Genomic DNA, 22,620 nt, shown 5'->3' with positions numbered 1-22,620 from the left:
GATTCACTTTCCGGCTCCATGCTTTTGAAAATCAAGAAGATTATTCCTTGGAGCCGATGCTGTCGGCTTTGCGGTTCAAGTCACCGCGATCGTCAGCTCCGCGACGAAATCATAGGCGTCGCCGCGATAGAGCGAGCGGGTGAATTCGACGGCGCGGCCTGAGCCGAGATAGGAAATACGCTCGATCGACAGGCCGGCCGCACCCACGGAGACGCCGAGAAGCTGGGCATCGGCTTCCTTCATGTTGGTCGCCGAGATGCGCTGCACGGCGCGCACAGGGCGAACCTGGAGGCGTTCGAGTTCGGCATAGAGTGAATTGGTGACGGCTGAGGGATCGGGCAGGAATTCGCCGGAGACGCTAGCGTTCTCGATCGCCAGCGGCTGGTCGTCGGCGATGCGCAGGCGGGAGAGGCGCGAAACCTTGACGTCGGTACCGAGGCCAAGGATCATCATCTCGTCGGGCGAGGGGGTGTGGATGCCCTTGTGCAGCCATTCGGAGCGGGAGGACATGCCGCGGCGCGCCATATCCTCGGTAAAGGAGGTGAGCTGCGACAGGCGTTGCTCGACCTTGGAGACCGGCTTGGCGACGAAGGTGCCCGAGCCGTGGCGGCGCACCAGCAGGCCGTCGGCGACAAGATCGTCGATCGCCTTTCGCACGGTGACGCGGCTGACGGCGGCGAATTCGGCGATGTCACGTTCCGGCGGCAGCGCATCGCCGTGGCCGAGCGTGCCGGTGCGCACAGCCTCTTCGAGCATGCGGCGCAGCTTGACGTAGAGCGGGCCGGTGCCGGCAGCCTGCAGGCGCTCCAGGGACAGGATGGTAGCGAGGTCGTCGCTCATGCCGCGCCTCTCTGCCGATCGTTCAGGAGCTTCACCGCAAGTTCCACCGCGCCGTGCAAGGCATCGTTCCTCGGTCTGGCGAGCAGCGGTCTGTAGCGTTCGGAAAGCCAGGGTTCATAAGCTTCAGCAAGACCTCCGAGCAGGCAGATCGACGGGCATTCAGGCCAGAGCAGCGCGTCGAGGCTTTCGCCGATCGCCGCTGCGGCATCCGTGACGATGCCGACCGCGACGGCATCGCCCTTGGCCGCATGTTGGAAGACGATCGGTGCGTAGCGGGCAAAGTCCTTCGGTCTTGCCGAATGCGCGAATTCGACGATACGCTCCGGATCATTGCCGTATTCGGCCATGACCGCTTCGGTGATCGGCGATGCCGGGCGCACTCCGTCATGGGGGAGCAGCGATCGTTCCAGGAGGTCGCGGCCGAGGCGGGCGCCGCTTGCCTGGTCGCCGACGACGAAACCCCAGCCGCCGATGCCATTCAGTCGGCCATCCCTACGGGCGTTATAGACCGAGCCGGTGCCGAAGGCGCCGACGATGCCGTCGGCATCGCCGAGCGCGCCCTGCAGCGCGATCAGTGCATCGGTGACGACGCGGCCTTCGGCAAAGGGCAGGGCCTTTTCGATTCGCCTGCCGTAATCCCCGACATTGGCGCCTGCGACGCCGACGACGGCTGCGACGGAGGAAATGGTTTCTGCAGCAAGCCCGGCATCGCGCAGCGCCTGCCGGGCGGATTCAACGATATTGAGAAGAGAGTTTTCGAGATCCGACAGAATGTTGGCAGGGCCTGCCTTGCCGCGGCCGATGATATTGCCGTTTCTGTCCGCGACCGCGGCTCGGCAGCTTGTTCCGCCGCCGTCTATGCCGATTGCAAGCTCCGTCATCGGGCCTCCGAATATGCCGTTCCCCATGTTTTTTAATACAATACCAAAAAAATACCATTTACCAAGTGGGAATGAAGGAGAAAATCAATCTTTTTATCTTATTGATTTTGCTAGATAAAATTTTTTAATGAATTTTTGGCAGCGAAAAAGTTAAATTCGGCTGGACAATTGGTATTTTTTTGGCCTTAATTCGATCAAAGGGAACAGCGTTTCGAAGCCCACAAAAACCGGCAGTAAAGCCAAGCCGGAACCGCTTCGAGGATGATTGCAAGGACACCTGCCGGCCCGTGTGGCCAGTGGTTGAGTTCAGGCATCCATCGGCTTTCCCTCGTCATTTCGCCACGCCCGGTGCAGGTCACCGGGAAGGCGCGCACTTCCGGCCGCAGGCGATCCGCCTTTGCGTCCACGAGCTTTCGGGGCCGGCAGTCGCTGGCGGTCCTCCAAGGGGCATTGGGGTGTTTCCTCAGACACGCCAATTGCTTGTTTCAGATCGAAAAACGGCGCCTTCGGCGCCTGACAACAGGAGAGGGAAATGAAAAACACTGCTCTGAAAAGCTTGCTGCTTGCCTCTAGCCTGCTGACGCCGGCAGGTCTCGTCCATGCCGCCGACGTCACGCTGACGCTCGAAAGCTGGCGTAACGACGACCTGCAGATCTGGCAGGAAAAGATCATTCCGGCGTTCGAAGCCAAGAACCCGGGCATCAAGATCGTCTTCTCGCCGACCGCGCCGACCGAATACAATGCTTCGCTGAACGCCAAGCTCGATGCCGGTTCCGCAGGCGACATCATCACCTGCCGTCCGTTCACCTCGCTCGAGCTCTTCAACAAGAAACAGCTCGTCGACATTACCAGCCTGCCGGGCATGGAGAACTTCTCTCCGGTCGCCAAGGCCGCCTGGGCGACCGACGATGGCAAGTCGACCTTCTGCGTGCCGATGGCATCGGTCATCCACGGTTTCATCTACAACAAGGACGCCTTCGATAAGCTCGGCATCTCCGTGCCGAAGACGCAGGACGAGTTCTACGCAGCGCTCGACAAGATCAAGGCCGACGGCACCTACATCCCGCTCGCCATGGGCACCAAGGATCTCTGGGAGGCCGCCACCATGGGCTACCAGAATATCGGCCCGAACTACTGGAAGGGTGAGGAAGGCCGTAAGGCCTTGATCGAAGGCAAGCAGAAGCTGACCGACGCCGAATGGGTCAAGCCCTATGAAGAGCTTGCCAAGTGGAAGCCCTATCTCGGCGACGGTTTCGAAGCCCAGACCTATTCGGACAGCCAGAACCTCTTCACGCTCGGCCGTGCCGCCATCTACCCGGCCGGTTCGTGGGAAATCTCGCTGTTCAACAGCCAGGCGCAGTTCAAGATGGGCGCCTTCCCGCCGCCGGTTCCGAAGGCCGGTGACACCGGCTACATCTCCGACCATCCGGACATCGGCGTCGCCTTGAACGCGAAGAGCACACATGCCGAGGAAGCCAAGAAGTTCCTCAGTTGGGTTGCTTCGCCTGAGTTCGCCGACATCTATGCGAACTCGCTGCCGGGCTTCTTCAGCCTGAACTCCACCCCGGTCAAGATGTCCGATCCGCTCGCTCAGGAGTTCGTCTCCTGGCGCGGCCCGTACAAGTCGACCATGCGCTCGACCTATCAGATCCTGTCGCGCGGCACGCCGAACCTCGAAAACGAGACCTGGGTCGAATCGGCCAATGTGATCAACGGCACGGATACGCCTGCGGTTGCTGCCGAAAAGCTCCAGAAGGGCCTCGACAGCTGGTACAAGCCGGCCAAGTGATGTGATCAGGGGCGGCGTTTGCCGCCCCTCGTCCGGCCTGCTGGCCACCTTCTCCCGCTTGCGGGGAGAAGGAGACTCGCAGCGACCTCCCAGCCCGACATGGCATTTCAGCAGGGCACGTTCCTTCTCCCCGCAGCCGGAGAGAAGGGCAGGGTGAGGCGCAATGTTTTCCATCTGTGCTGCGCCTTGCGGCCAGTCGACAAGAACAGGCAAAAGCCATGAGCGAAACCGACAACGCGGTCGATATCGTCCCGATCAGGCGCCCGGTGCGCTGGCACATCTTCGTCTTCATGCTGCCGGCCCTGATCGTCTATTCCGCCGTCATGGTGCTGCCGCTCATCGAAACGCTCCGGTTGTCGCTCTACAATACGGTCGACGGGCAGCCGGCCTTCGTCGGACTGGCGAATTTCAAGGTGCTGTTCGGCGATGCGCGCTGGGCGCGCGATTTCTGGAATGCCCTTGTCAATAACCTGATCTTCTTTGCCATCCACATGTGCGTGCAGAACCCGATAGGCGTGGCGCTTGCCGCCCTGCTTTCGGTGCCGAAGCTGCGCGGCGTTGCCTTCTACCGCACGGCGATGTTTCTGCCGACGCTCTTATCCTTCGTCATCGTTGGCTTCATCTGGAAGCTCATCCTCTCGCCGATCTGGGGTGTGGCGCCCTGGATGCTCGATCTCATCGGCTTGAAATTCCTGTTCGCGCCCTGGCTCGGTAAGTCCGGTTCGGCGCTGATCGCGGTGTCGCTGATCTCGAACTGGCAATATATCGGCATTCCGATGATGCTGATCTATGCCGCACTGCTCAGCATCCCCGAAGAGGTGATCGAGGCGGCCGAATGCGACGGCATCACCGGCTGGGCCCAATTCTGGAAAATCAAGCTGCCGCTCATCCTGCCGGCGATCGGCATTATCTCGATCCTGACTTTCGTCGGCAATTTCAACGCCTTCGACCTGATCTATACCGTGCAGGGGGCGCTTGCCGGGCCAGACATGTCGACCGACATTCTCGGCACGCTGCTCTACCGCACCTTCTTCGGTTTCCAGCTTCAGCTCGGCGACCGCTCGATGGGCGCGACCATCGCCACGGTGATGTTCCTCATCATTCTCGCTGGCGTCTCGCTTTATCTGTTCGTCATCCAGCGGCGCATGCGTCGCTACCAGTTCTGAGGAGCGCGCATGTCCAAGGCACGCACATCTCCCATCCGCACCGGCCTCGTGCATCTGGCGCTGAGCGCCTATACGCTGGTCGCGCTGTTTCCGGTGTTTCTGACCATCGTCAACTCGTTCAAGGATCGTGCCTCGATCTTCCGCGAGCCGCTGATGATCCCGACGCCGTCGACCTTCAGCCTCGTCGGCTATCAGACGGTGCTCGGGCAGGGCGATTTCGCCACCTATTTCCAGAACAGCTTCATCGTCACGATCGTCTCGATCCTGCTGGTGCTGCTCTTCGGCGCCATGGCGGCCTTCGCGCTCTCGGAGTATCGCTTCCGCGGCAATATGCTGCTTGGTCTCTACATGGCGATCGGCATCATGATCCCGATCCGTCTCGGCACGGTGGCGATCCTGCAGGGCATGGTCGCGGCCGGCCTCGTCAATACGCTGACGGCGCTGGTCCTCGTCTATACCGCGCAGGGCATACCGCTGGCGATCTTCATCCTGTCGGAATTCATGCGCACGGTTTCGGACGATCTGAAGAATGCCGGGCGCATCGACGGGCTTTCCGAATATGCGATCTTCTTCCGTCTGGTGCTGCCGCTGGTGCGCCCGGCGATGGCGACGGTCGCGGTGTTCACGATGATCCCGATCTGGAACGACCTCTGGTTCCCGCTGATTCTCGCGCCCTCCGAGGCCACCAAGACGGTCACACTCGGCTCGCAGATCTTTATCGGCCAGTTCGTCACCAACTGGAACGCGGTGCTGGCGGCGCTGTCACTGGCGATCCTGCCTATCCTCGTCCTCTACGTCATCTTCTCGCGGCAGCTGATCCGCGGCATCACGTCAGGAGCCGTCAAGTGACAGTAAAACCGATCCGTGTCCTCGTTGCCGGCCTCGGCAATATGGGTCGCAGCCACGCGCTCGCCTATCACAACAATCCCGGCTTCGAGATCGTCGGTCTCGTCAACCGCTCGACGCCGCAATTGGAGCCTGAGTTGCAGGGCTATACGATCCATCCCGACTTCACGGCGGCGCTGGCCGAGCTGAAGCCGGACCTCTGCTCCATCAACACCTACTCCGACAGTCATGCCGATTATGCCGTCGCCGCCTTCGAGGCCGGCTGCGACGTCTTCGTGGAAAAGCCGCTTGCAACCACCGTCGCCGATGCCGAGTGCGTCGTCGCGGCAGCTAAGAAGGCGGGGCGCAAGCTGGTGATCGGTTATATCCTTCGCCATCATCCTTCCTGGATGAAGCTGATCGAAGAGGCGCGCAAGCTCGGTCCACCTTACGTCTTCCGCATGAACCTCAACCAGCAGTCCAGCGGCCCGACGTGGGCGACGCACAAGTCGCTGATGCGCACCACCTCGCCGATCGTCGACTGCGGCGTGCATTATGTCGACGTCATGTGCCAGATCACCGACGCCAAGGCTGTCGAGGTGCGCGGCATGGGGCTGCGTATGTCGGAAGAGATCGCCGCCGACATGTATAATTACGGTCACCTGCAGGTGCTGTTCGAGGATGGTTCGGTCGGCTGGTACGAGGCCGGCTGGGGCCCGATGATCTCGGAGACCGCCTTCTTCGTGAAGGATGTGATGTCGCCGAAAGGCGCGGTGTCGATCGTCATGGATCCGAACGCCAAGTCCGACGATATCGACACACACACCAAGACCTCGGTGATCCGGCTGCACACTGCCGAGACCGGGCCTGACGGCAAGTTCATCCGACCCGACCAGGACATGACGATGGAAGGCGAACCCGGCCATCAGGCGCTCTGCGACCTGGAACAGGCCTTCATGCTGAGGGCGATCCGCGAGGATCTGGACCTCGACCGCCATATGGCGGATGCGGTGGCGTCGCTGCGCATCTGCCTTGCCGCCGACGAGAGCGTGCGTACCGGCCAGCCGGTCAGATTGTAAGGGAAAAACAGTGGGATCGCTTCAACTCAAATCCATCCGCAAGACCTATGGCACGCATGAGGTGCTGAAAGGCATCGACCTTGAGGTCAAGGACGGCGAATTCGTCATCTTCGTCGGGCCGTCGGGCTGTGGGAAATCGACGCTGCTGCGCAGCATTGCAGGCCTCGAAGACGTCACGTCAGGCGCCGTCGTCATCAATGGTCGCGATGAGACGCTGACGCCGCCGGCCAAGCGCGGCATCGCCATGGTGTTCCAGTCTTACGCGCTCTATCCGCATCTGACGGTCAAGGACAATATGGGGCTTGGTCTCAAGCAGGCCGGCACCGCCAAGGACGAGATCGACAAGCGTGTCGGCAAGGCATCCGGCATGCTTTCGCTGGAACCCTATCTGGCGCGGCGGCCGGCCGAGCTCTCCGGCGGCCAACGCCAGCGCGTCGCCATCGGCCGTGCCATCGTACGCGAACCCGAACTCTTCCTGTTTGACGAACCGCTGTCGAACCTCGATGCGGCGCTGCGCGTCCAGACCCGTCTCGAAATCGCCCGGCTGCACCGCAGTCTGAAGGCGACGATGATCTATGTCACCCACGATCAGGTCGAGGCGATGACGCTTGCCGACAAGATCGTGGTGCTGAATGCCGGGGCGATCGAGCAGATCGGTTCGCCGATGGAACTCTATAAACGACCGGCCAATGTTTTCGTCGCCGGCTTCATCGGCTCGCCGCAGATGAATTTCATCGCGGCCGAGAAGGTTGGCGATCACAGCGCCAAGACGATCGGCGTGCGTCCCGAACACCTGACGTTGTCGCGCGAACAGGGGACTTGGGCTGCGAAGGTCGTGCATGTCGAGCATCTCGGCGCCGACACGATCATCTATCTCGAATCTGATCAATGCGGCCTGTTGACGGCGCGTCTTTTCGGCGAGCACCAGTATGAGCCGGACGAGATCGTCTATGCGACCCCGGACCAGGCGCATGTGCATCGCTTCGATGTAGACGACCAGGCGATCCGCTAAGCGCATGACAGAACGAAAAAGCCCCGCCAGCCAGCCTGGCGGGGCTTTTTCGTTTCCCTTCGTGTGCGGTTCGCTCAGCCGAGCACGGGCCGCATGAAGCTGCGTTCATAGCTGACGATACTGCGGTTGCGTTTGTCGAGTTCGAAAGCGGCCTGACATTCCGGATCGCTCGCCATGCGTGTGCGATAGTCCTCGTAGGCGGCAAGGCTCGGGAAGGAAAACAAGGCAACGGCAATGTTGTTGGCGCCTTCGGACGGCAGGAAATAACCGTGATGGGTGCCGCCCATTCTGTTGACGATCGGAATCCAGAGCCGGGCATATTCCTCGAATTCGGCAAGCTTGTACGGATCGATCACATAACGCAGGTGGCAGGTAATCATTGACATATCCCATCGCGTAAATGCCGGGCGGAGGGCTGCCCGGCTCATTTGGTCTATTCAACTTGTGGCACCGGGCTGGGAGAGTTCAAGTGCTTTACGGTGATGGCTGCATCACGTTTGCTGACAGGTCGGCCGGCCTGAAATGAAAAAAGCGCCGCGTCGGCGGCGCCTTCCAGGCGAGGTCGCGCTACGCTGGTTAGTCGCGGATGATGAGCAGGTCGGCTGCCATGAAGCGCAGCGTTACCGTTTCGCCGGCCTGCGGCGGGGTGGTGCCCGGGCTGTTGAACATATCGAAGGAGATGACGTTGCCGCCAACATTCATGCGGGTGCGGATGACCGACCCCAGAAAATGGGCCGAAACGACCTGACCGGTCAGCGCCGTGTCGCTCTTGACGCTGTCGGAGAGCGAGCCGGCTTCCGGACGCAGGGCTAGCGAAATGGTTTCGCCGGCCTTGTGGGCGGCGACGGACTGCTTCAGCGTTATGCCCTGATCGCCGATCTGGATGCGGTTGGTATCGGGATCGACGACCTTGGCCTCGATGAGGTTCAGCGTGCCGACGAAGGAGGCTACGAAGCGCGTCGCCGGTGTGTTGTAGATCTCGAAGGGCGAACCGATCTGGTCGGCCTTACCGGCATTCATGACGACAATGCGGTCGGAGATCGACAGGGCTTCTTCCTGATCATGGGTGACGAAGACCGTGGTGATGCCGAGCTGCTGCTGGATCTGGCGGATTTCCTCGCGCAGCGACACGCGGATCTTGGCGTCGAGTGCGGAGAGCGGCTCGTCGAGCAGCAGCACCTGCGGCTTGACGGCAAGCGCACGGGCAAGGGCGACACGCTGCTGCTGGCCGCCCGACAGTTGATAGGGGAAGCGGTCGGCCAGGTGATCGAGCTTGATCAGGCCGAGCATTTCCTTGACGCGGGCGTCGACCTCAGGCTTCGGCGCGCCTGCCACCTTGAGGCCGAAGGCGACGTTGTCGTGCACCGTCATGTTGGGGAACAGCGCGTAGGCCTGGAACACCATGCCGATATTGCGCTGGTTCGGCTTCAGCGAGCTTTGATCCTTGCCGTTGATGGTCAGCGTGCCGCCAGTCGGCGTTTCAAAGCCGGCGATCATGCGCAGGACGGTCGTCTTGCCGCAGCCCGACGGTCCGAGGAAGGAGATGAACTCACCCTTCTCGATCGTCATGTTGAAGTTCTTGACGACCTGAACCGGGCCGAAGGATTTCTGAATGTTGTTCAGCGTGAGAAAAGACATGAGCCAGATACCTTAAGCCTTTGCCGGGGCGGCTTTGCCGAAGCGGGAAACGAGGTTGAGCAGGCCCATGCTGAGCCAGGTGATCGAGAAGGCGATGACCGCAAGCGCCGAAGGCTCGTAGGCCTTGTTGGCGCCGACGAGCTGCAGGTAGGGACCGAAGGCCGGACGGTTCAAAAGTGCGGCAAAGGTGAATTCGCCCATGACGATCGCCAGCGTGATGAAAGCGCCTGAGAGCACGCCGCTCATGACATTCGGGAAAATGCACTTGAACATGATGGTCGTCCATCGGGCGCCGAGGCTTTCGGCCGCTTCCGTCAGCGTGCGGACGTCGATCGCGCGCATGGCGGTATCGACGGCGCGGTACATATAGGGCAGGGACAGCGTGATATAGGAGAAGACCAGCAGGGCGTTGGTGCCGGTCGTCGAACCCGTCAACGGTAGGTAAGAGGACGAATTATACACTCTGAGGTAACCGAAGACGATGACGATCGCCGGAATGACAAGCGGCAGCAGCGTGATGAATTCGACGACCGGACGCATCTGCGGCAGGCGCAGGCGCACCCAATAGGCCGTCGGCACGACGAGCAGCATGCCGAAGACGATGGTCAGAAGCGCCATCAACATGGAATAGCCGAAGGTCTCGCGGAACTGAATGTCGGAGAATACCGACTCATAAGCATCGAGGCTGTATTCGCCGCGGCGCATGCGCAACGAAAACTCGATTGTGCCGATCAACGGAATGACGAAATAGGATGCACCCAGAATGACAGCGATCCAGGCTCCGAGACGTTGAGCTTTCATTTCTGCCACCGTTCGGCGCGCATGCGCAGCATGAGGTAAAGGACGTTGGAGACGCCGGTGATAACGATCATGCCGAGCGCGATGGCGTAACCGAGATTGGCATTGTGCAGAACGTCGCCGCGGATCTGCGCGTAGAGCAGGATCGGCACGATGTTCAGCGAGCTGCCGGTCAGCGCGAAAGCGGTGGCGATGGCGCCGAAAGCATTGGCGAAGAGCAACAGCGTCGTGCCGAGCAGGCTCGGCCAAAGGATCGGCAGCGCGACCATCGTCCAGTACTGGCGGTTGGTGGCGCCGAGGATCTGCGAGGCTTCACGCCATTCCTTCTTCATGCCGTCGAGGGCCGGCGTCAGGATCAGCACCATCAGCGGTATCTGGAAATACATGTAGGTGATGGTGAGGCCTAAGAAGGACAGCAGATTGAAGCCGGTGCCGTAGAGATTGAAGCCGAACCATTCGCGCAGGAAAATCGTCACAAGCCCGGTGCGGCCGAGCGTTGCGAGAAAGGCGAAGGCAAGGGGCACGCCGGCGAAATTCGAGGCGACACCGGAGAAGGTCAAGAGCGTCGAACGGACGGAGGCGGGCAGGCCACCGAGCACGACGGCCCAGGCGAGGAAGAAGCCGATCAGCGCACCGCCTAGAGCCGACGCCACCGAGACACGGATACTGATCGAGTAGGCGCTCATGATGGATGGGGTAAAGAGATCACCGATATTCTTCAGCGTGAAATCGCCCTCGGGCGTCAGGAATGCGCCCGCCACAAGATAAAGCGTGGGGATGATCAGGAACAGCAGGGAGAAAATGATGAAGGGTGCAATGCCCAGCCAGTCGATCACGCGATCTCTGTTGATCAAGGGGGCACTGCGCACCATAGGCGTTGAAACGGTGCTCATGGAAAAGCTCATCCTGGGGCGTCGGAGTGAGAAAACCTCCCCGCCTTGCGGCGGGGAGGCAGGATTAGAGGCTACTTGACGGCGGCGCCGACGACGGAATCCCAGTTCTTGGTGATGGCTTCCTTGCCAGCGGACTGTTCTTCGAGCGTCGGGAAAACGGCCTTTTCATAGGCTGCAGCCGGCGGCAGCTTGTCGAGCAGTTCCTTCGGGATCTTGTTGTTCTTGGCAAGATCGTTGAAGCGGATCGGGTGGCAATAGCCCTTCAGCCAGCCGAGCTGACCTTCGTCGGAATAAAGGTATTCCATCCAGAGCTTGGCAGCGTTCGGGTGCGGAGCGAAGGCGGAGATAGCCTGGACGTAGACACCGGCAACGACGCCCGACTTCGGAACGACGACCTCGAACGGAGGATTGCCCTTGAGGCTTTCTCCCCAGGAGAGGGCGTTGTAATCCCAGGCAACGATGATCGGCGTCGAGCCCTGCGCGAACGGAGCCGCCTTGCCAACGACCGGCACGAAATTGCCGTTCTTGTTCAATTCGGCGAAGAATTTCAGACCTTCTTCGCCGGCCTTGGCAGCGTCACCGCCGGATGCGGAAAGACCGGCGGCATAGACGCCCTGGACGGCCTGGTTGGCGGTGCGCGGGTCGCCTGCGAGGGCAACGCTGTTTGCGTAGTCGCTCTTTTTCAGGTCGGCCCAATCGGCGGGCGATTCCTTGACGAGATCCTTATTCACGAGGAACGAGAGAACGCCGTAGTAGTCGCCGTACCAGTAGCCTTCGGCATCCTTGGCGGTATCCGGGATGGAGTCCCAGGTGGAGACCTTGTAAGGCTGGATCAGGCCGTCTTTCTTTGCAGACGGGCCGAAAGAGAGGCCGACGTCGATGACGTCAGGAGCCTGCGGGCCGGTGTTGCCCTTATTGGCCTTGATGGCTTCGACTTCGTCGCCCGAACCCGCATCCGGGTTGAGCTCGTTGACCTCGAGGCCATACTTGGCCTTAAAGCCGGCAATGACTTCGCCGTAGCCGCACCAGTCGTGCGGAAGAGCGATCGTCGTCAGCGTGCCTTCCTTCTTGGCGGCGGCGATAAGTTCAGCGCTCGGCTCGGCAGCGGCAATCGCGGTCGAAGCCACGATCATCGCAGTAGAAAGCGACAGTAGTCGAGAAATGTTAGAGATCACTGTTGTTCTCCTTCGGGTTTTCAGTGTCTGGCGATGCTGTTAATGAGCTTACATGAAGCTTGTATGACGATTGGATGACGTTCATTTCACCCTAAATAGCAGGCGGTTGCGGCAATGTTTCGTTTGCGACAGCGCGCCGTGGTTCCGTGAAAATCCGTCATTGTTTTTCTTCTGTTTTAATCTTGTCCTCCTAGCCGGGTTTACGGAAAAGCCTGGTCTGCTCGAACAGGCCTTCCAGTGTCTTCATGCGCTCCTTCGTCTCGTCCCAGGTCGAATTCTGAACGGCCTCGATCAGCGCTTCGACGATGAAAAGGGTGACGACGGAGGAATCCCAGGCCGACGGCGCCTCGATCCGGACGCGAAAAGCATGCCTGGCGAGCTTGGCGGCGGGCGAGGCCCACTGGTCGGTGAAGACGACGATTTCGGCGCCACGCTTGCGGGCGGCGGTGGCGAGGCTCACCATCTCCTGCTCGTAGCGGCGGATGTCGAAGATGATCAGGATGTCGCCGGCATTCATGTTGAGGACATATTGCGGCCAGCTGCTGGAATTCGACGATAGCAGTGTCGTTGCCGGCCGGATGACCTGCATATGGGTGAAGAAATATTCGGCAAGCGCGCCAGTGATGCGACCGCCGACGAAATAAAGGCCGCGCTTACGGTCGGAGAGCAACGCGGCGACGCTGTCGAAAGTCGCGGTGTCGAGATCGGTCAGCGTCTGGCGCAGATTGCCCATGATCGCATCGGCGAAACGGTTGAGAATATGGGTGCCTGGGGCGTTCTGCGCCCAGCGGTCATGTTTGGCGATGGGGTTCGAGATCGTCGCCTCGACTTCCTGATGCAGATGCGCCTGAAAGTCCGGATAGCCCTTGAAGCCGAGCTTCTGCACCATGCGCACGACGGTCGGCGTCGAGACGCCGGCGTTCTCGGCGATCGTGGTGATGCTACCGAGCCCGGAGACCGGATAATTGTCGAGCAGGCTCTCGGCCAGCTGCTTCTCGGCACGCGTCAACACCCCCAAATGCGAGTGTATGACGTCCGAAACCGTCTTCGACGCAACTGTCACGTACTTATGCTCCCCGGGATGGTCTGGCGCCACTTTCCCACTCAAAGTTAACAACGCTGTCATAATCCATGTCAACCACTGTCATGAAAAGAAATTTTCAGTGGATGCTTGACACAGGTTGAAACCTGAAGAATTCTTTTCTTCATAAGGAATTTGTTAAGGGATAAGGAGTGGCGCCTTTGGTGCTAGCCCGACCGAAAATCCTCAGCGAAGCGGACGGTGACTGCGTCGGGATCGAGCGCATCCACGGCCGGAGTCCGGTGCTTCTCATCTGCGAGCACGCTTCGAATGCGCTTCCAGCCCTTTTCGGCGATCTCGGCCTGCCCAGCGAGGCGCTCACCAGCCACATTGCCTGGGACCCGGGCGCGCTTGCGGTCGCCCGCAGCATATCGGAAGCGCTCGACGCGACGCTTGTTTGCCAGCGGTTCTCGCGGCTTATCTATGACTGCAACCGGCCGCCCAGTTCACCCGGCGCCATGCCGGAAACCAGCGAGATCTACGCCGTCCCCGGCAACAAGGATTTGAGCCCTGAAGAACGGCTTGCGCGCACCGACGCGCTCTACGTTCCTTTCCATGACGCCATTCGCGGACTGATCCGCGATCGCCGGGCGAGGGGACAAGACAGCGTCATCGTGACGATGCACAGCTTCACGCCGGTCTATCACGGCCGCGAACGTGCCGTCGAACTCGGCATATTGCACGATGAGGACAGCCGGCTTGCCGACCGTATGCTGGAGGTCGCGGCCGAAGCGCCGCTTTACAGGACGGAACGCAACCAGCCTTACGGGCCTGAGGACGGCGTGACCCACACGCTGATCCTGCACGGGCTTTCGAACGGCTTGCGCAATGTGATGATCGAGGTCCGTAACGACCTCATCGCAGACGATATCGGCCAAGGGGTCATGGCCGACTATCTGAAAGGGCTGCTCCAGCAAAGCCTGGACGCCTGACATAAAAAGAAGACCCGAGGGAGCAGTTTAACTGCGGACGTCCGCACGGCGAAAATGCCGCGGACAATTGGCACTGAACCGGCCGCAATCCCGCGGCCGATCGTGAACAGGGGGAAGTCATGTCGGATTATTCCGAACTGGACAAGAAGCAGGATGTGCACATCCTGCATTCCATGGGTTATGCCCAGGAACTCGAACGACGCATGAGCTCGTTCTCGAACTTCGCCGTATCATTCTCCATTATCTGCATCCTCTCCGGCGGCATCAATTCGCTGGCGCAGGCAACCTCGGGCGCCGGCGGAGCCGCGATCGGCATCGGCTGGCCACTCGGCTGCTTCATCTCGCTCGTCTTCGCCGTCGCCATGGCGCAGATCAGCTCCGCTTATCCGACGGCCGGCGGCCTCTATCACTGGGGCTCCATCCTCGGTAACCGTTTCACCGGCTGGCTGACCGCCTGGTTCAACCTGCTCGGTCTCGTCACTGTGCTCGGCGCCATCAACGTCGGCACCTACTATTTCTTCATGGGTTCGTTCGGCACCAGCTATTTCGGGCTGACGGATACGACGATGGTGCGCATCGCCTTCCTCGTTGTCATCACCGGCGCGCAGGCGCTCGTCAACCACATGGGCATCGGACTGACCGCGAAGCTGACGGACTTTTCGGGTTATCTGATCTTTGCAACAGCAATCGCGCTGGCGGCCGTCTGCCTGATCGCAGCGCCCTCCTACGAGATCGGTCGCCTCTTTACCTTCGCCAACTATTCCGGCGAAGTCGGCGGCAATGTCTGGCCCTCCACTTCCGGTGCTTGGGTCTTCCTTCTCGGCCTGCTTCTGCCGATCTACACCATCACCGGCTATGACGCCTCGGCGCATACGTCGGAAGAGACAGTCAAGGCTGCCGAATCGGTCCCGCGCGGCATGGTCGCGTCGGTTCTCTGGTCGGCGCTTTTCGGATACATCATGCTCTGCGCCTTCGTTCTGATGCTGCCGAATATGGATGATGCGGCAAAGCAGGGCTGGAACGTGTTCTTCTGGGCGATGGACAGCCAGGTGAACCCGATCGTCAAGGATATTCTCTATCTTGCCATCTTGGTCAGCCAGTGGCTGTGCGGGCTTGCGACCGTCACCTCGGTCTCGCGCATGATCTTTGCCTTCTCGCGTGACGGCGGTCTGCCGGCATCGAAGGCACTGTCGAAGGTCAGTCCGCAGTATCGCACGCCGGTGGCTGCGATCTGGACCGGCTCGATCCTGTCGGTTCTGTTCGTCTGGGGTTCCTCGCTCGTTTCGATCGGCGATACGCCGGTCTATACGATCGTCGTCTCGTGCACGGTCATCTTCCTGTTCTTCTCCTTCGCGATCCCGATCACGCTCGGCCTGTTCGCCTGGGGCACGTCGAAGTGGGACAAGATGGGGCCATGGAACCTCGGCGAAGGCGTCTTCAAGCTCTTCGCGGTGCTGACTGTGATCGCGATGATCCTGATCTTCATCCTCGGCATCCAGCCGCCGAATGAATGGGCGCTCTACATCACCGTTGGTTTCCTGGTGCTGACCGCGATCGTCTGGTTCGGCTTCGAAAGCCGTCGCTTCAAGGGGCCGCCGATCGGCGCCGAAGTGGCAAAGCGTCAGGCCGAGATCGCGGCCGCCGAAGCAGCCGTCGGCGAAAGCGGCGAAAACTAAGCATCAAGGCTTCCCTCTCAAATGGCGGGGCCGCATCCTGCGGCCCCATCACGGTTCAACGAAAAGGCATCGGGCCGAAAAGTCCGGCCGAGCGCATGCGATTTCGTTGCCCCGATTTTGTCAATCCAATTCAGGCGGATCAATCATGAGCAGCAGCTACACAATCGACGACCTCAGGAAAGATGTTGCCGAAGGGCGCATCGACACGGTTCTGGCCTGCCAGGTGGATATGCAGGGCCGGCTGATGGGCAAGCGTTTCCAGGCGGAATATTTCGTCGAGAGCGCCTGGAAGGAAACGCACAGCTGTAACTACCTGATCGCCACCGACATGGAGATGGAGACCGTCTCCGGCTACAAGGCGACGAGCTGGGAGAAGGGCTACGGCGACTACACGATGAAGCCGGATCTTGCGACGCTGCGTCGAATTCCCTGGCTGGAAGGCACCGCGCTGGTGCTCTGCGATGTGCTTGACCATCATACGCATGAGGAAGTCGCTCACTCGCCACGCGCGATCCTGAAGAAGCAGGTGAAGCGGCTCGAGGATATGGGCATGAAGGCCTACATGGCCTCCGAGCTCGAATTCTTCCTGTTCGACCAGAGCTATGAGGCGGCGCAGACTTCCGGCTACCGCAACCTCAAGCTCGCCAGCGCCTATAATGAGGACTACCACATCTTCCAGACCACCAAGGAGGAAGAGGTGATGCGGGCGATCCGCACCGGGTTGCAGGGCGCCGGCATCCCGGTCGAGAACTCCAAGGGCGAAGCTTCGGCCGGCCAGGAGGAGATCAACGTGCGCTACGCCGATGCGCTCGCCATGGCCGACCGCCACGCAATCATCAAGAACGGCTGCAAGGAGATCGCCTGGTCGAAGGGCAAGGCCATCACCTTCCTCGCCAAGTGGAATTACAATGCGGCCGGCAGTTCCTCGCATATCCACCAGTCGCTCTGGAGCCTGGAGGAAAAGCCGCTATTCTTCGACCATACCGGCAAATACGGCATGTCGCCGCTGATGCACAATTACATCGCCGGGCTTCTCGCCCATGCGAGCGAGATCACCTATTTCCTGGCGCCCTACATCAACTCCTACAAACGCTTCATGGCCGGCACGTTTGCGCCGACCAAGGCGATCTGGAGCAAGGACAACCGCACCGCCGGCTACCGGCTCTGCGGTGAGGAGACCAAGGGAATTCGTATCGAGTGCCGCGTCGGCGGCTCCGATCTCAATCCCTATCTCGCCTTCGCCGCGCTGCTTGCCGCCGGCATTGACGGGATCGAGAACAAGCTGGAACTCGAAGCCCCCTTCGTCGGCGACGCCTATGGCGGCAAGGGCGTTCGCGAAATCCCGCGCACGCTGCGTGCGGCCACGACCGAAATGACGGAATCGGCAATGCTGCGCAAAGCCTTCGGCGACGACGTGATCGACCATTACACCCGCGCCGCCGAATGGGAGCAGGAAGAATACGACCGCCGCATCACCGACTGGGAAGTGGCGCGCGGTTTCGAAAGAGCTTAATAGGCATTTGCGGGTTGCTTGCCCCTCACCCTAACCCTCCCCTCGTAAAACGGGGAGAGGGAACGTGCCAAACGCAGCGTCGATGTTGGGGAAAGCCGGTGCGGCATATCCCCTTCGCCCCGTTTACGGGGAGAAGGTGCCGGCAGGCGGATGAGGGGCTACGGCCTTCGCAAAGATTTTGAAGAATACGAGGACAGGATTCGATCATGGCAATGATCCAATGCATTTCACCGGTTGACGGGTCGGTCTATGCCGAGCGTGCCGCACTTTCTCTCGATGCCGCCAAGGACGTGGTGGCGCGCGCGCGCAAGGCGCAGAAGGCTTGGGCGAAACGGCCGCTCGAAGAGCGTGTGCAGCTGGTGCTGAAGGGTGCTGCGCGGCTGAACGAGATGTCCGACGTCGTCGTGCCGGAGCTTGCCTGGCAGATGGGTCGGCCGGTAAAATATGGCGGCGAATACAAGGGCTTCAACGAGCGCTCCAACTATGTCGCTTCGATCGCAGCGGATGCGCTGGCGCCTCTCGTCGTCGAGGAGAGCGAGCGTTTCGAGCGCCGCATCGAGCGCGAGGCGCATGGCGTCGTCTTTGTCGTCGCGCCGTGGAACTATCCCTATATGACGGCGATCAATACGATTGCGCCGGCACTGATGGCCGGCAATACCGTGGTGCTGAAACATGCCTCGCAGACGCTGCTGGTCGGTGAGCGGCTGGTGCAGGCCTTCACCGAGGCCGGCGTTCCCGAAGATGTGTTCCAGAACGTCTTTCTCGACCATGAAACGACATCGGCGCTGATTGCCGCCGGCAGCTTCAATTTCGTCAACTTCACCGGATCGGTCGAAGGCGGGCGGTCGATGGAGCGGGCCGCCGCCGGCACCTTCACCGGACTTGGCCTCGAACTCGGCGGCAAGGATCCGGGTTATGTCATGGAGGACGCGGATCTCGAGGCAGCCGTCGACACGCTGATGGACGGCGCGACCTACAATTCCGGCCAGTGCTGCTGCGGCATCGAGCGCATCTACGTGCATGAATCGCTCTATGACGCCTTCGTCGAGAAGTCGGTTGCCTGGGTGTCGAACTACAAGCTCGGCAATCCTCTCGATCCCGATACCTCGCTCGGGCCGATGGCGCACAAGCGCTTCGCCAAGGTGGTGCGCGAGCAGATCGCCGATGCGGTTTCCAAGGGCGCCAAAGCGCTTGTTGATCCCAAGCTTTTCCCCCAGGATGACGGCGGCGCCTATCTTGCACCGCAGGTTCTCGTCGACGTCGACCACTCCATGGCCTTCATGCGCGAAGAGACTTTCGGTCCGGCGGTCGGCATCATGAAGGTGAAGAGCGACGAGGAGGCACTCGTTTTGATGAACGACAGCCAGTACGGGCTGACGGCCTCGCTCTGGACCCAGGATGTCGAGCGGGCAGGGCGGCTCGGCCGCGAGATCGAAACCGGCACCGTTTTCATGAACCGCGCGGATTATCTCGACCCGGCACTTTGCTGGACCGGCGTCAAGGAGACCGGCCGCGGCGGCTCGCTGTCGATCATCGGCTTCCAGAATCTGACGCGTCCGAAATCCTTCCATCTGAAGAAAGTCACAGCATGAGCAGCAACATCACCGCAAACTGGAGCTACCCGACATCGGTCAAGCTCGGCCGGGGCCGCATCACTGAACTGGCCGTCGCCTGCAAGAGCCTCGGCATCAAGAAGCCGCTGCTCGTCACCGACCGCGGCCTTGCCTCGATGGCGATCACCAAGACTGCGCTCGATATCCTCGAGGATGCAGGTCTCGGCCGCGCGATCTTTGCCGATGTCGATCCGAACCCGAACGAGAAGAACCTCGAAGCCGGCGTCAGGGCCTTCAAGGACGGCGGCCATGACGGCGTCGTTGCTTTCGGTGGCGGCTCCGGCCTCGATCTCGGCAAGTGCGTCGCCTTCATGGCCGGCCAGACGCGGCCGGTCTGGGATTTTGAAGATATCGGCGACTGGTGGACGCGCGCGAGCCTGGAGGGCATCGCCCCGATCGTTGCCGTACCGACAACGGCAGGCACCGGTTCGGAAGTCGGGCGTGCCAGCGTCATCACCAATTCCGAGACGCATGTGAAGAAGATCATCTTCCATCCGAAGTTCCTGCCTGGCGTCGTCATCTCCGATCCGGAACTGACGGTCGGCATGCCGAAGATCATTACGGCCGGCACCGGTATGGATGCCTTCGCCCATTGCCTGGAGGCCTATTCCTCGCCCTTCTATCACCCGATGTCAGCCGGCATCGCGCTCGAAGGCATGCGGCTCGTCAAGGAATTCCTGCCACGCGCCTACAGGGAAGGCACCGATCTCGAAGCCCGCGCGAACATGATGGCCGCCGCCGCCATGGGCGCCGTCGCCTTCCAGAAGGGGCTCGGCGCCATCCATGCGCTCTCGCATCCGATCGGCGCCGTCTACAACACCCATCACGGCATGACCAATGCGGTGGTGATGCCGGCGGTGCTGCGCTTCAACCGCAAGGCGATCGAGGAGAAGATCGGCCGCGCCGCCGCCTATCTCGGCATTTCGGGCGGGTTCGACGGATTCTACGACTATGTGCTGAAGCTCCGCTCCGAACTCGGGGTGCCGGAGACGCTGTCGGCGATGGGAATCGCTGCCGACCGCATCGACGAATTGTCGGCCATGGCGATCGAAGATCCGAGTGCAGGCGGCAACCCGGTTGCAATGACGCTCGAAAATACCAAGGTCCTTTTCAGGGATTGCTTCTGACAATATTAGAGCGGACCTTCTGACTGGCCTGGAAAACCTCGGTTTTCCGGGCTTTTTTCGTTGCCGCGATATCCCAAGTTTTAGGGATGTGAAAAATACCGGCTGCAATTTCGCCGCGCGTGTTTCGAATTTGTTAACCATGATTAGAAAGGATGGATTAACCGCACGATGCTCCGAGGGTGCGTAAAAGAGCGATTCCGGCTCGCACCTCTTTCCTTCCGAGGACCGAACATGCCTGTTATCACATTCGCAAATACCAAAGGAGGCGCCGGCAAGACGACCGCTGTTCTCCTGCTCGCGACCGAGCTTGCCCGCAAAGGCTATCGCGTCACCATTCTCGACGCCGATCCGCAGCACTGGATTTCACGCTGGCACGAGATCTCTGGTCACGTGGCCAATCTTTCGGTGATCGATTTCGTGACAACCGCCTCGTTGCCGCAGCATATCAGCGAGAACAAGCACAATACCGACTATTTCATCGTCGACCTGCCGGGTGCACGCAATCCGCTGCTTGCCACCGCCGTCGGCCTTTCCGACCACGTGCTGATTCCGATCCAGGGCTGTGCAATGGATGCGCGCGGTGGCGCGCAGGTGCTCGAACTGCTGCAGTATCTGGATGAGAAGGCCGGCATCAAGATTGGCCATTCGGTGGTGCTGACCCGCGTCAACTCGATGGTGACGACACGGGCGCTGCAAGTCGTCAAGTCGCTGCTCAGCGAACGGCATGTGCCGGTGCTGGACACCGCAATTATCGAACGCTCCGCCTTTCGCGACATCTTCGACTGTGGCGGCACGCTGCACACGATCGATCCCACGCGCGTCAGCAACCTCGACAAGGCCCGTGAAAACGCCACCTGTTTTGCCGAGGAAATGATGCGCAAGCTGCCGGTGAGGCTGGTGGCGTCCGCCCGCATGGCGACGGCAGCCTGAGTCCCCGCATCCTGGAACGAAGTGCGTCCGGTTCGGTCCGCGACGCATTTCGTTTTCAGGCGCTTGCCGTGCGGCTGCCATCATTGAGAGAATGAGCCAGAAGGTCGGAAAGACGCCTTTTGACTTCGGCCAATTCGTCCGACATGCGATTGCGTTGTCGCGGCAGGCCTATATCGACCACCTCTAGAATGCGTCCCGGCCAAGGGCGCATCACGACAACGCGATCCGCCAAAAAGGCTGCCTCTTCGATATCGTGCGTGACGAGCAGCATCGTCGTGGCATTCACGCGCCATAGATCGATCAGATGATCCTGGAGTTCGACACGCGTCATCGCATCGAGTGCGGAGAAGGGCTCGTCCAAGAGGAGAACGGCCGGCTTCGTCACGAGTGCTCGCGCCAGGGCCACGCGTTGCGCCTGACCGCCGGACAGCTCCTTTATCCAGCGCTTCTCGTGGCCGCGAAGGCCAATCTTCTCCAGGGCCGCCGATACCTGCTCATCCCGTTCGCTGCTTGCCAGATGGCGCAGGCCGAAACCGATATTGTCCGCGACTGTCAGCCATGGAAAGAGCCGGGGCTCCTGGAAGACGATATTCACGAGCGAGTCCGGCTCTCTCAGCAGCCGTCCCTCCAAGCTGATTTCGCCCTGTGTAGGGGCTTCGAGGCCCGACAACAGTCTCAGAAGGGTGCTCTTGCCGCAACCCGATCCTCCGATGACCGCGACTAACTCTCCCTTACCGATACTGAGGGAGAAGTCTTGCAGAGCATGTGTTCCATTGGGGTAGATCTTGGATAGGGAGCGGATGTCAAGCATGTCAGATCCCGCTCGCATGGGTGTCGCGCCAGCGCAGGAACGGCGCGCTCGCAATCAGAAGCAGGCTATCGGTCGCCTTGCCGACAACGGCAAAGATCAAAATAGCCGCCAGGATCTGATCCGGCTTTCCGAGTTGCTGACCATCCACCAGAAGATATCCCAGGCCTTCGGATGCGCCCATGAATTCCGCCGCAACGACGAACATCCAACCGAGGCCCAGGCCTGCGCGCAGGGCAAGGATAAAGTCCGGAAGGACCGCCGGCAGCAAGATCAGACGAATGAGCTCGAAGCCCGAAAGCCGAAAGACGCGACCGACCTCTACGATGCGCCTATCGACGCCGACGACGGCGCCATAGACTCCTAGATAGACCGGGAAGAAGACGCCAACGGCAATCAGGGCGACTTTGGAGGCTTCGAAAATACCGAACCACAGGATGAACAGCGGCACCCAGGCAATGGAGGGAATGGCTCGCAGAGCCTGCAGGGTCGGATCCAGCAGACGTGCGAGCGGTTTGGAGTAGCCGGTCAGCGCCCCAAGAGCGGTCCCCGCCAAGGACCCGAAGGCGAAGCCGATCGCCACTCTGCGCAGCGTCGCGCCGACATGCGTTCCCAGATCGCCGGAGGCCGCCAGCGCATAGACCGTATAGAGAATTTTCGAGGGCGGGGGCATCAAACGACCTCCGACTATTCCCGCACGAACGAGGATTTCCCAGGCGGCAAACAACGCAACCGGAAACACGATTCCGACAATCGGGCGATCGAAAGGCGAAACCCGGCGCTGCCGGGTCTCCCTTCCTGTTTCCGTATTGTGCCATGACAGCGCGATGTGCACCAAGGACAT

21 protein-coding genes are annotated in these 22,620 nt (G+C 60.7%); 11 read left to right on the top strand and 10 right to left on the bottom strand.

The window, feature by feature from the left end; genetic code table 11:
* Nucleotides 1-75: 75 nt before the first annotated feature.
* Both AB8B31_RS14640 and AB8B31_RS14635 read right to left on the bottom strand, forming a co-directional pair.
* Nucleotides 76-840 (bottom strand): GntR family transcriptional regulator, encoded by a 765-nt coding sequence (locus AB8B31_RS14640; RefSeq protein ID WP_018242914.1) that lies wholly within the window; start codon nucleotides 838-840, stop codon nucleotides 76-78.
* Entirely contained in the window at nucleotides 837-1,721 is an 885-nt protein-coding gene (locus AB8B31_RS14635; protein ID WP_130652786.1) for an N-acetylglucosamine kinase, read from the bottom strand. Before AB8B31_RS14635 ends, AB8B31_RS14640 begins: the two co-directional genes overlap by 4 nt.
* A 532-nt stretch (nucleotides 1,722-2,253) precedes the next feature.
* Between AB8B31_RS14635 and AB8B31_RS14630 the strand changes: the two genes are divergently transcribed.
* The 5 genes from AB8B31_RS14630 to AB8B31_RS14610 all read left to right on the top strand — a co-directional run bounded on the left by AB8B31_RS14630 (nucleotide 2,254) and on the right by AB8B31_RS14610 (nucleotide 7,592).
* A complete protein-coding gene (locus tag AB8B31_RS14630) occupies nucleotides 2,254-3,510 on the top strand; it encodes an ABC transporter substrate-binding protein (RefSeq protein ID WP_018242912.1) in 1,257 nt (418 codons plus the stop codon).
* 218 nt (nucleotides 3,511-3,728) lie between these two features.
* Nucleotides 3,729-4,676 (top strand): carbohydrate ABC transporter permease, encoded by a 948-nt coding sequence (locus tag AB8B31_RS14625; protein ID WP_018242910.1) that lies wholly within the window; start codon nucleotides 3,729-3,731, stop codon nucleotides 4,674-4,676.
* Between the two features lie 9 nt (nucleotides 4,677-4,685).
* On the top strand, nucleotides 4,686-5,525 hold the full coding sequence (locus AB8B31_RS14620) for a carbohydrate ABC transporter permease (protein ID WP_018074095.1): 840 nt from the start codon (nucleotides 4,686-4,688) through the stop codon (nucleotides 5,523-5,525).
* Nucleotides 5,522-6,580 (top strand): Gfo/Idh/MocA family protein, encoded by a 1,059-nt coding sequence (locus AB8B31_RS14615; RefSeq protein WP_130652785.1) that lies wholly within the window; start codon nucleotides 5,522-5,524, stop codon nucleotides 6,578-6,580. Before AB8B31_RS14620 ends, AB8B31_RS14615 begins: the two co-directional genes overlap by 4 nt.
* Nucleotides 6,581-6,590: 10 nt before the next feature.
* Nucleotides 6,591-7,592, top strand: a complete 1,002-nt coding sequence (locus AB8B31_RS14610) for an ABC transporter ATP-binding protein (RefSeq protein WP_017988986.1) — start codon at nucleotides 6,591-6,593, stop codon at nucleotides 7,590-7,592.
* 74 nt (nucleotides 7,593-7,666) lie between these two features.
* Here the strand turns inward: AB8B31_RS14610 and AB8B31_RS14605 are convergent, their stop codons facing one another.
* The 6 genes from AB8B31_RS14605 to AB8B31_RS14580 form a co-directional block, all read right to left on the bottom strand.
* Nucleotides 7,667-7,972: an NIPSNAP family protein gene (locus tag AB8B31_RS14605; protein ID WP_012758329.1), complete on the bottom strand. Its 306-nt coding sequence runs from the start codon at nucleotides 7,970-7,972 to the stop codon at nucleotides 7,667-7,669.
* A gap of 196 nt (nucleotides 7,973-8,168) precedes the next feature.
* Entirely contained in the window at nucleotides 8,169-9,230 is a 1,062-nt protein-coding gene (locus AB8B31_RS14600; RefSeq protein ID WP_018446586.1) for an ABC transporter ATP-binding protein, read from the bottom strand.
* Between the two features lie 12 nt (nucleotides 9,231-9,242).
* The gene (locus tag AB8B31_RS14595; protein WP_439007460.1) at nucleotides 9,243-10,031 is read right to left on the bottom strand and encodes an ABC transporter permease; all 789 of its coding nucleotides are present in this window, start codon (nucleotides 10,029-10,031) and stop codon (nucleotides 9,243-9,245) included.
* On the bottom strand, nucleotides 10,028-10,921 hold the full coding sequence (locus tag AB8B31_RS14590) for an ABC transporter permease (RefSeq protein ID WP_018242905.1): 894 nt from the start codon (nucleotides 10,919-10,921) through the stop codon (nucleotides 10,028-10,030). Before AB8B31_RS14590 ends, AB8B31_RS14595 begins: the two co-directional genes overlap by 4 nt.
* Nucleotides 10,922-10,992: 71 nt before the next feature.
* Complete coding sequence (locus AB8B31_RS14585) at nucleotides 10,993-12,096, bottom strand: ABC transporter substrate-binding protein (protein WP_018242904.1); 1,104 nt, start codon at nucleotides 12,094-12,096, stop codon at nucleotides 10,993-10,995.
* A gap of 190 nt (nucleotides 12,097-12,286) precedes the next feature.
* Entirely contained in the window at nucleotides 12,287-13,159 is an 873-nt protein-coding gene (locus AB8B31_RS14580) for a MurR/RpiR family transcriptional regulator (RefSeq protein ID WP_018242903.1), read from the bottom strand.
* Between the two features lie 179 nt (nucleotides 13,160-13,338).
* On the opposite strand from AB8B31_RS14580, the gene AB8B31_RS14575 reads away from it, so the two are divergent.
* The 6 genes from AB8B31_RS14575 (at nucleotide 13,339) to AB8B31_RS14550 (ending at nucleotide 20,968) form a co-directional block, all read left to right on the top strand.
* Nucleotides 13,339-14,109, top strand: a complete 771-nt coding sequence (locus tag AB8B31_RS14575) for an N-formylglutamate amidohydrolase (RefSeq protein WP_130652784.1) — start codon at nucleotides 13,339-13,341, stop codon at nucleotides 14,107-14,109.
* Nucleotides 14,110-14,228: 119 nt separating this feature from the next.
* Nucleotides 14,229-15,785, top strand: a complete 1,557-nt coding sequence (locus AB8B31_RS14570) for an amino acid permease (protein ID WP_028732865.1) — start codon at nucleotides 14,229-14,231, stop codon at nucleotides 15,783-15,785.
* 145 nt (nucleotides 15,786-15,930) lie between these two features.
* Complete coding sequence (locus tag AB8B31_RS14565) at nucleotides 15,931-17,298, top strand: glutamine synthetase family protein (protein ID WP_130652783.1); 1,368 nt, start codon at nucleotides 15,931-15,933, stop codon at nucleotides 17,296-17,298.
* A gap of 206 nt (nucleotides 17,299-17,504) precedes the next feature.
* Nucleotides 17,505-18,890 carry an aldehyde dehydrogenase family protein gene (locus AB8B31_RS14560; RefSeq protein WP_112904196.1) on the top strand — a complete coding sequence of 462 codons (1,386 nt, stop codon included), beginning with the start codon at nucleotides 17,505-17,507 and terminating at the stop codon, nucleotides 18,888-18,890.
* Nucleotides 18,887-20,038 (top strand): iron-containing alcohol dehydrogenase, encoded by a 1,152-nt coding sequence (locus AB8B31_RS14555; protein ID WP_028732863.1) that lies wholly within the window; start codon nucleotides 18,887-18,889, stop codon nucleotides 20,036-20,038. The genes AB8B31_RS14560 and AB8B31_RS14555 overlap by 4 nt, the downstream gene beginning before the upstream one ends.
* A gap of 231 nt (nucleotides 20,039-20,269) precedes the next feature.
* Nucleotides 20,270-20,968: a ParA family protein gene (locus AB8B31_RS14550; protein ID WP_047623426.1), complete on the top strand. Its 699-nt coding sequence runs from the start codon at nucleotides 20,270-20,272 to the stop codon at nucleotides 20,966-20,968.
* Nucleotides 20,969-21,023: 55 nt separating this feature from the next.
* Here the strand turns inward: AB8B31_RS14550 and AB8B31_RS14545 are convergent, their stop codons facing one another.
* Both AB8B31_RS14545 and AB8B31_RS14540 read right to left on the bottom strand, forming a co-directional pair.
* Nucleotides 21,024-21,779, bottom strand: a complete 756-nt coding sequence (locus tag AB8B31_RS14545; protein ID WP_047623424.1) for an ABC transporter ATP-binding protein — start codon at nucleotides 21,777-21,779, stop codon at nucleotides 21,024-21,026.
* 1 nt (nucleotide 21,780) lies between these two features.
* A complete protein-coding gene (locus tag AB8B31_RS14540; RefSeq protein ID WP_047623422.1) occupies nucleotides 21,781-22,620 on the bottom strand; it encodes an ABC transporter permease in 840 nt (279 codons plus the stop codon).

It is taken from the genome of Rhizobium sp. 62_C5_N11_2, from assembly GCF_051811185.1.
In the GTDB taxonomy this organism is placed as follows: domain Bacteria; phylum Pseudomonadota; class Alphaproteobacteria; order Rhizobiales; family Rhizobiaceae; genus Rhizobium; species Rhizobium leguminosarum.
Note: the sequence above shows the minus strand (reverse complement) of the source record. Positions and strands in the feature narration are given on the sequence as shown.

Excerpts from the sequence above, each read along its gene's own strand:
- AB8B31_RS14640 (WP_018242914.1), bottom strand. The coding sequence starts at position 840 with ATGAGCGACGACCTCGCTACCATCCTGTCCCTGGAGCGCCTGCAGGCT.
- AB8B31_RS14635 (WP_130652786.1), bottom strand. The coding sequence starts at position 1,721 with ATGACGGAGCTTGCAATCGGCATAGACGGCGGCGGAACAAGCTGCCGA.
- AB8B31_RS14630 (WP_018242912.1), top strand. The coding sequence starts at position 2,254 with ATGAAAAACACTGCTCTGAAAAGCTTGCTGCTTGCCTCTAGCCTGCTG.
- AB8B31_RS14625 (WP_018242910.1), top strand. The coding sequence starts at position 3,729 with ATGAGCGAAACCGACAACGCGGTCGATATCGTCCCGATCAGGCGCCCG.
- AB8B31_RS14620 (WP_018074095.1), top strand. The coding sequence starts at position 4,686 with ATGTCCAAGGCACGCACATCTCCCATCCGCACCGGCCTCGTGCATCTG.
- AB8B31_RS14605 (WP_012758329.1), bottom strand. The coding sequence starts at position 7,972 with ATGATTACCTGCCACCTGCGTTATGTGATCGATCCGTACAAGCTTGCC.
- AB8B31_RS14600 (WP_018446586.1), bottom strand. The coding sequence starts at position 9,230 with ATGTCTTTTCTCACGCTGAACAACATTCAGAAATCCTTCGGCCCGGTT.
- AB8B31_RS14595 (WP_439007460.1), bottom strand. The coding sequence starts at position 10,031 with ATGAAAGCTCAACGTCTCGGAGCCTGGATCGCTGTCATTCTGGGTGCA.
- AB8B31_RS14590 (WP_018242905.1), bottom strand. The coding sequence starts at position 10,921 with ATGAGCACCGTTTCAACGCCTATGGTGCGCAGTGCCCCCTTGATCAAC.
- AB8B31_RS14570 (WP_028732865.1), top strand. The coding sequence starts at position 14,229 with ATGTCGGATTATTCCGAACTGGACAAGAAGCAGGATGTGCACATCCTG.
- AB8B31_RS14565 (WP_130652783.1), top strand. The coding sequence starts at position 15,931 with ATGAGCAGCAGCTACACAATCGACGACCTCAGGAAAGATGTTGCCGAA.
- AB8B31_RS14560 (WP_112904196.1), top strand. The coding sequence starts at position 17,505 with ATGGCAATGATCCAATGCATTTCACCGGTTGACGGGTCGGTCTATGCC.
- AB8B31_RS14555 (WP_028732863.1), top strand. The coding sequence starts at position 18,887 with ATGAGCAGCAACATCACCGCAAACTGGAGCTACCCGACATCGGTCAAG.
- AB8B31_RS14550 (WP_047623426.1), top strand. The coding sequence starts at position 20,270 with ATGCCTGTTATCACATTCGCAAATACCAAAGGAGGCGCCGGCAAGACG.
- AB8B31_RS14545 (WP_047623424.1), bottom strand. The coding sequence starts at position 21,779 with ATGCTTGACATCCGCTCCCTATCCAAGATCTACCCCAATGGAACACAT.
- AB8B31_RS14540 (WP_047623422.1), bottom strand. The coding sequence starts at position 22,620 with ATGTCCTTGGTGCACATCGCGCTGTCATGGCACAATACGGAAACAGGA.